Consider the following 719-nt stretch of genomic DNA (forward strand, 5'->3'; position numbering starts at 1 on the left):
AAGGGGATGGCGTGCGGTTCGAAGTGCTGGGGACGGTCCGGGTTGTCCGGGGCGACGAAGGCGCTGTGTCGGTTTCGGAGCAGCGTCGCAGGCTGCTGTCGGTGTTGCTGGCGCGTGCGAACCGGGTGGTGAGTGTTGATGTGTTGGGTGAGGCGTTGTGGGGGGAGGTTCGCGGGGAGTGGCCGGGTCGTCCGGATAAGAGTTTGCAGATGCATGTGCTTCGGTTGCGGCGGGTGTTGGATCGGTCGGGGCGGTTGCGTGGTGAGTCGGGTGGTTATCTGTTGGAGGTGGCGCCGGGGGAGCTGGATGCGGCGGTGTTTGCCGATTGTCATGGTCGGGCGCGGGATGCGGTTGTGGCTGGGGCGTTGGATGAGGCTGTGGGTCTGTATCGGAGCGCGTTGGGTTTGTGGCGTGGTGAGCCGTATGCGGATGTCGATGGGGTTGAGGTGGTGGGGCCTGAGTCGGCGCGGTTGGTTGAGGCGCGGTTGGCTGCGTTTGAGGAGTTGTATGAGGTTGAGTTGGAGCGGGGTGCGTTTCGTGAGGTTGTTCCGGAGCTGACGGAGCGGGTGGCGCAGTATCCGTTGCGGGAGCGGTTTGCTGGTCAGTTGATGCGGGCGTTGTGGCGTTGTGGGCGGCGTGCGAGGGCGTTGACGACGTATCGGCAGTTGCGTCGTCGGTTGGCGGAGAGTTTGCGGACCGAGCCGGGTGTGCAGCTGCGC

1 protein-coding gene is annotated in these 719 nt (G+C 65.1%); it reads left to right on the top strand.

Annotated features, from left to right (window positions below):
* Window positions 1-11 precede the first annotated feature (11 nt).
* The coding region (locus ELR45_RS34250; RefSeq protein WP_165368363.1) for an AfsR/SARP family transcriptional regulator at window positions 12-719 on the top strand (708 nt) is incomplete at its 3' end.

Source organism: Phytoactinopolyspora endophytica, from assembly GCF_004138495.1.
Lineage (GTDB): Bacteria > Actinomycetota > Actinomycetes > Jiangellales > Jiangellaceae > Phytoactinopolyspora > Phytoactinopolyspora endophytica.